Below are 2,233 nucleotides of genomic sequence, written 5' to 3'. Positions count from 1 at the left end.
TAACAGCACCCGCGCAGGGCGGGCCAAGAACCGCAGGATCGAAATCCTGCTGGTTCAGGAGGTTGAAGGATGATCCGCCGTTATATCTTTCCGCTGTTCCGGTCGATCTACACCGTTCTGCTGATCCTGGCAGCGGTGCTGTCGGCCTGCGTGTGGTATTTCGCGCCGTTTATTGGCGGCGATGAGTGGCGTCCGTTTGACAGCGTGATGTCGCGGCTGATCACCATCGGGATAATCTTCCTTCTGTATTTCATCATCATCGGCATCATCTTCTGGCGGCGCCGCCGCAAGGACAAGGAGATGACCGAGGAGATCGCCGAGGCGGTGGATACCTCGGAAGATGATGTTTTGTCCGAGGAAATCGGCGAACTGCGCGGCAAGTTCAAGGACGCCATGAAAGAGCTGCGCAAGTCCAAGGGCGGCCGCCGTCATCTGAACGATCTGCCGTGGTACATCATGATCGGCCCGCCCGGCGCGGGCAAAACCACGGCGATTGTGAATTCCGGCCTGCAGTTCCCGCTGGCCGAGAAACTGGGCAAGGCTGCGATTGGCGGCGTCGGCGGCACCCGCAACTGCGACTGGTGGTTCACCAATGACGCGGTGCTGATCGACACTGCCGGGCGCTATACAACCCAGGAAAGCGATGCCGAGGCTGATAACGCCGCTTGGCTGGGCTTCCTGGGGCTGATGAAGAAATACCGCAAGCGGCAGCCGATCAATGGTGCGATTATTGCAATCTCGCTGTCGGATCTGTCGTTGCAGGATGAGATCACACAGAAAAGCCACGCCGCTGCGGTGCGCCGCCGCTTGGCCGAGCTGCGCGAGAAACTGGGCGTGCGTTTCCCGGTCTATGTGCTGTTCACCAAGGCAGACCTGATTGCCGGCTTTCAGGAGTTCCATGACGCCTTGGGCAAGGAGGACCGCGAACAGGTCTGGGGATTCACCCTGCCATTGCCCAAGGGCAAGAAGGAACAGGCGCCGATTGCCGGGTTTGACGAGGAATTCGGGCTGTTGCTGGGGCAGGTCAATGCGCAGCTTTTGGAGAAGATGCAGACCGAGACCGATCATCAGCGCCGCGCACTGATTGCCGGATTTCCGGCGCAGGTCGCCTCGATGCGCGGGGTGGCCCGGGAGTTTCTGACCGAGGTGTTTCAGGACAACCGTTATGAGCAGCGCCAGATGCTGCGGGGGATTTACTTCACCTCCGGCACCCAGGAAGGCACGCCGATCGACCGGCTGATGCTGGGCATGGCGCAAACTTTTGGCATCGGGCGGCAGGCGATTGGCACCGGGCAGGGCACCGGGCGGTCCTTCTTCCTGACCCGGCTGTTTGAAAGTGTGATGTTCCCCGAGGCGGGGCTGGTGTCGGCTGACGACAAGGTGGAACGCCGCTACCGCTGGACCCGCCGGATTGCGATCACTGCCACCGTTCTGGTGGCGATTGGAATGGGTGCGCTTTGGGTGCGTTCCTACCTTAAGAACACCGATTTGATTACTCAGGCCGAAGGCCAGGTTTCTGCTTATCAGGCCGCTTCGGCGCAACTGCCGCCCAGCCCGGTCGGCGATACAGATCTGGTGCCGGTGGCAGCAGCGCTGAACAACCTGCGCGACATGCCGGGCAACCCGGTGCTGTCGGATCCGGAGCCTGACGGGGCGATGACCTATGGCCTGTATCAGGGAGAAGTGATCGGCACCCAGGCGGCGCAGACCTACCGCACGGCGCTGAACCAGCGGCTGCTGCCGCGGCTTCTGGTGCGGCTGGAGCAACAGATCGAAGGCAACATCAACAATCCAGACACGCTGTATGAAGCGCTGAAAATCTATCTGATGCTGGGCCTGCAGGGGCCGATGAACCAGGATCTGGTCAAGGAGTGGATGCGGCTGGATTGGGAGCGGATCGCCTATCCCGGCATCGCCCGCAACCAGCTGCGCGCCGATCTGATGGATCACCTGACCGCCCTGCTATCGCAGCCAATGGAGGAGATTTCTCTCAACGGACCGCTGATTGCCCAGGCGCAAAACATTCTGTCGGAAATGCCGCTGGCACAGCGGGTCTATAACGGCATCTTGAACTCCAAGAAGGCCACTGCACTGGCGAAATGGCGGATCACGGACGTTGGCGGCCCGTCGGTCAAGCGGGTGCTGGTGCGCAGCTCCGGCAAGCCGCTGAACGAGGGGATTGAGGGGATCTTCACCTATGATGGCTTCCACAACGTGTTCCTGCCGGAGGCGG

General features: G+C 61.1%; 1 protein-coding gene. It reads left to right on the top strand.

Annotated features, from left to right (window positions below):
• Nucleotides 1-69: 69 nt before the first annotated feature.
• Nucleotides 70-2,233, top strand: a 2,164-nt coding sequence (gene tssM / locus A2I95_RS32580; RefSeq protein ID WP_291736496.1) for a type VI secretion system membrane subunit TssM, incomplete at its 3' end; no start/stop codon positions are given.

It is taken from the genome of Leisingera sp. F5 (assembly GCF_001593695.1).
This window is presented reverse-complemented; position numbering and strand designations above follow the sequence as displayed.